We start from the raw sequence: 5,244 nt of genomic DNA, 5'->3' as shown, positions 1-5,244 counted from the left end.
TTAAAAAAATCTGAACCTGATAGTATTTTAGTAACTTGGCTAGATGCTTTCACAAAAGATGGTGGTCTTTCTAGACTACGGTATCTGCTTGAAAATCACGTGGCAACTCATGGTCTTGAACAATTATATAAAGATGTCAACGTTAAAGTACAAACTTTGGTTAAGGAACAACAAAATTTAGCACAGAAAGTTAATAATCCTTCACTGGCTAAATTGCTGGCTTCTGAGAATCCCAAATTACGAATCCTGCGCCAAGCACTCCGAGAATTAGCAGATAGCTATCAAGCGTTAAAAACCCATTTAGAAAAAAATCCATTGGAATTGGGAGTAGGAATAGATGAAACAAGAAGCAAAATTTCCCTTCGAAAAGAGGTTGAAGAAAAAGTCAATTCTGAAATCTCTCGCTGGAGTGAATGGAGAACCCTATTTCTCAAAATTGAAAACGGAATCGTCAATTTGCAACCTAACAGTAGAGGGGAATTTTCTTCTCGAAGAACAACTCGAAGAACAAAGAGAGAACGAAAACCTTTTACTAGAAGCGATGAATTTTACGATCGTTTTAAGGACGCTTGCGATAACATAGAGAAATTTACTCAGGAGCGTGTTGACCAGTCTATCAAAGACTGGTTAGATGAATTATCAAATAACCTAATTTCCTTAAAGGATAATCAAAGGACAATCAATATCAAAAAAATACGGTATGAAATTGAAAATTGTGTTGTGAAAAAAGAAGAAATACAAGAATATATACAAGAGTTACTTGATGATTTAGCATCTCCGAGCGAATGGGAATCAGAGCTACTCGAAATAGTCAAAGAAAATAGTTTTATAACTATAGACCCAGAAACTTTATTTCCTTTACCCCGTGAAGACAAAAACAGTAATGAACCTGCTTTGATATTCGGGTGGTCTCCAGACCATAAACAAGCTAATCAAAGAATACCACTCTACGAAAACCATCTAACTTTTATACTGGGACTTCGAGATACAATGATTTTTAGCGTTAGTGATAGCTTTATTCAACTTTTAAGCAAAACAAATCAAACAGTCAATAAGGAACTCCAAACATCATTTTTAGAAGATGCTATTGGAAGATTGGAAGAAGATTTCTTAGCAGATAGAACGTTGCTAAAACAAATGGTAGGTGAAGAGCCAACTGAAAAAACCACACCAGATTGGTTATTAATTCTACAGGAGCTAGTAAATATTCCTCTTTAAACTTTGCCAAAGATGTTGATATGCCTGTTGGAATTAAGATTGTAAATAAATTTCTGTTGAACCAAAACCAAATTAAAACAGTAAACAATACTAAGTGGTTAAAGCTTCCTGTAATAGACCTGATTCATGAGCACGACGATCCAGCTAATCTTATAAGGATTGATCATATCAACTGTACTATAACAGGAAATCCTCTAGAACTTAGAGATAAAATTCAACAGGCTTACAATAATTCTTTTAAGAATTATCCAATACCATTTTATCTGGATTCGCTATTACGTTTTTCTCCATACTGCAAACTCGATAGATCTCTGCCCATTTCTGCCAATTATTTTTTAGGATTTAAAATAGATTATATCGAGCAAAATAGCAACGTAAGTGAATCGCACACAAAGTCTCAAACCTGTAATTTATTTTACAAAAAAACAAGTAAGGGGGAAAAAATGCTCTCACATGGTGGATGGATTGCTATCGATTTTGGTACTTCAAATTCTACTGTTACTTTTTACGATCCTAGAGAAGCAATAGAACCAAACGAATTATCCTTGGAACAAAAAGACCTATTATTTAAACTTTTTAACGAATGGTTAGGCTCATCTGACTCAAAATTACCAGGAGTTGGTGATGATGAATGGCAGGAATATATCGAACAAGTTGAAAATAATTTGGGAAAATCTTGGCCAGAAATTATCGACAATAAAAATAGCTCGCTCTTGTTAGAGGGAATTCGCCAACTAGAAATTTCCTTAGGTACTAGACTAGATGATCCAATCTACCCGGTAGTTAGTAAAAAACTTAACGAAATTTACCGTCAATTATTTCAGTTACCACCCTTACAAAAGGAACGTATCGTTCTGGCAAAAATAGATAAAAATCTACCCCAAGATACACAAATTACTAGCGAACTGGAACTGGTTGGTGTAAATGGATTCTTGGAAGTGGAAATGGGGGAAATAGCTAGAAATAATCGATTGGCAGCGATGTCCCAAGAGACTACTGATGAAAACCAGGAAGATGAAAACCAGGAAACATTTTGGCGAAAAATAGAAAGTAAGTTTCATCATTCTCCGAAGCGTTACCTTAATAAAACCATAAAAAAAGGAGAAGAAGATAAAATCAAGATATATTGGGAAGGAGAAGAGAAAAATATTGAATATAGTGAGCTAATTCAAGCAGCAATGAAATGTCTGATTGAATTAACAGAAAATTTTAAAGATAAACCGGAAAACAAACAACGTTATGATAGCGGTAAATTTTACAGAGTAATAGTTACTTATCCGACGGTATCTAAGCCAGAAAATCGTCGTAAACTGGAAGACTTAGTAAGTCAAATTCTTGAGCAAAAATTTACAGATACAGATGTCAAAGTAGACGTAAAAAAAGATTTTGATGAAGCAATCGCTGCTGCTATTTTCTATGTATGGCGAGAATTTGGTGGAAACCAAACTATCGGTATAGAAGCTTTTAAAACTCGCTGTCGTCGTAGCGGTCAAAAATGGGCTCAAAACCTAATGGTATTGGACATTGGTGGTGGAACGACAGACTTGGCTTTAATTCGTTTACTTCTGAGAAATGATAGTCCATTTGACCCAGGAGAAGATCGAGGAGCTGGTGGACGTTACTATGTTCTGACTCCAGAGTTGATGGGGTCTTCTGGACACTTATTTTTAGGGGGTGAGTTAATTACTCTACGACTCTTTCGCGTGCTTAAAGTAGCGATTGTTGACAATTTGTTAACGGCATTTACAGAAGGAAAATTAAAGGATGATAAGTTAGACCTGCTGATCAGAGGATTAGAGCCAAGATTTTTGCAACAAGATAATCACAACAAATACCGCACTCGCTCCCTATTAGAGTGCATTGACAAAGAAAACCCAGAAAACGATCCATTTTATTCAACAGTTTTAAACTATGCAGAAGAAATATTACCAACTCGATGGAAAGAGGATCGAAAAAAACTACAAGCTTTTTACACCCTTTGGCGATGGGCTGATGATGCTAAAGTTGAATTAAGCAAAAGTAGCGTTGAATATGATGAATATGAAATTCCGCCGAATCAATTAGAACAATTTATTCGCGTTCAACAAGCTATTGAGCTTGGTGAATATAATCCTGGCATCAAGCTATCTAAACAACAACTTGAAACAGCTGCTTCAAAAGTGGTTGGAGAAGCAATCAATATTGCTAAAGAATTGCTAGAAAGCCGATTGCCTAAAGACAGTTTAACTGGTAAAAAAGAACCTTTGGATTGGTTAATTTTATCGGGACAGACTTGCCATCTAGATTTAGTCAGGCGTAAAATTAATGAAATCTTTAGCAATACCAAGAACGATTTCGAGTGGAACCCAGCCAGGATTACTTTTGTACCTGACTATGCCAAATTAGCTACGTCAATCGGGGCTTGTTATGGCATGAGCCGACAGCAGTTCACTTATTCTCCGAAATCAGCGAAAGACAAGCTAAAAGAAGGTAAAAGCGAACTCTATATCGAAGTTAATAATTTACTTTACACATTGCCTTGTGCTTTCTTGAGGCAAGTTGTAGGTTCTTTAGAACCAGTTTTTCAAGCACGACAGCCATTGTATAAATTTAATCCTAATGAGGAAGCTAAAGCTCGAAGTGAATGGTTCGGTGTTTTACCAACTACGAACATTTATCGTCGAGACTTTGAAAGTCAAAGAGAAATTTTATGGGCTAAATTTAACTTTGAAGAGATTGCCAAACAAATCGGAATATTTTCCCAGAATAATAATCAATGGTATGAGGGATTCCAAGCTCAGTTTGAAGTTAACCAAACCCTAGAAATTGAAATGGTAGTTTGTCGGGGCAAACCTCATTATTTAGTAGGGGATCAGGTGGATGACAATAACTCTACCTTAACAAATATTAACCAAACAATATCGGAAGAGCTAAAAACACGAACAGAAGAGTTGGAGAAAGCAAATATACAAGAAGAAGTTCCTCAAGCTATGATTATCGATAGTGTACTTCAGTGGGATATTGCTATTGGGATCAATGAAGAATCTCCACACCTAGTTTTCAAGGCTGGGGAAAAACTTGATGATATTTTTCACAATGAAGACGAAGGAGAACAAACAACTAAAGAAACTAAAGGAGCTATCAGCAAAGATGAGAACCAGAAGCCTCGACCTCTCCCAGCATTCCCCAGAAGTGGCAGACACACCTTCTATGCTTACTATCCCAGCTTAGAGAGCCCAAAACTGAAGGAAATATATCTTGGTACATTAGGATTTGAGGAAAATCAGATTAAGGATAACTGCAGATACTACATTACAATTGATGACCAAAGTAATCTGCGTATTCATGAAGGGGAAGTTCCTTATTGGATATCGGATCAACCAGAAGTTTTAAAAGAAAAAGATGGATGTGTACTTAGAGTTAAGCGTAGTCCCATAGAAGAAGAGAATAACGATGAGCAAAACCCCTTTAGTGGAGTACACTGATGGTGATGGATTGAGTCAACTGCTCAAACAGTTGTTAGTAAGAGACTCGGAGCTAGGGCGATATCTACGGCATACTCTCAAGGGACTGTATGCCTCTTTGGAATCAGCCCGTGCAGAAGCTATTTCATTAGACAATTCAGAAGAAGCTACCCTTTGTGGTCAGCTATCCGAACTACTAGATCAGCTTTTAAAAGAGAATACTTCTAACGAGGCTCTCTCTAACAAAGATACTTCCAAGAATACAAATTCGGAAAATTTAACTGATTTTAAAAATCCAGGATTAATTCTCCAAGATTTCTGTAATGACTTCTTCACAGATAAGAAACTTTACCCTTATATTGGTGATTCAAAACCTCGAAGCACTAATGACTCAGACTTATGGGACGAAATTCAAAAGCTTTTACTGCGTGTTCCAGGGTCTATGGCTCAAAAGTGGCAAAATAAAGCTCTACAGTCAGCTAAAAAAATCAAGGCAAAGGAAGATGATACGAACAACAACGAACTTCCTTTTTCAGAAAATAAACTTCTCTATCCTGGTTTAACAGGAACAGTTAAGGCTCAA

General features: G+C 36.4%; 2 protein-coding genes and 1 pseudogene. All 3 read left to right on the top strand.

Going from position 1 to position 5,244, the window contains the following annotated elements; translation table 11 throughout:
• On the top strand, positions 1 to 1,218 hold a 1,218-nt coding region (locus F6K37_RS31435; protein WP_287254471.1), incomplete at its 5' end, for a hypothetical protein.
• Positions 1,176 to 4,682 (top strand): acetate and sugar kinases/Hsc70/actin family protein, encoded by a 3,507-nt coding sequence (locus F6K37_RS31430; protein ID WP_071102746.1) that lies wholly within the window; start codon positions 1,176 to 1,178, stop codon positions 4,680 to 4,682. The genes F6K37_RS31435 and F6K37_RS31430, both read left to right, overlap by 43 nt.
• Positions 4,651 to 5,244, top strand: a pseudogene (locus tag F6K37_RS31425) (hypothetical protein); the annotation flags it as partial. The gene F6K37_RS31430 and the pseudogene F6K37_RS31425, both read left to right, overlap by 32 nt.

The organism is Moorena sp. SIO4E2 (genome assembly GCF_010671945.1).
Lineage (GTDB): Bacteria > Cyanobacteriota > Cyanobacteriia > Cyanobacteriales > Coleofasciculaceae > Moorena > Moorena producens.
Note: the sequence above shows the minus strand (reverse complement) of the source record. Positions and strands in the feature narration are given on the sequence as shown.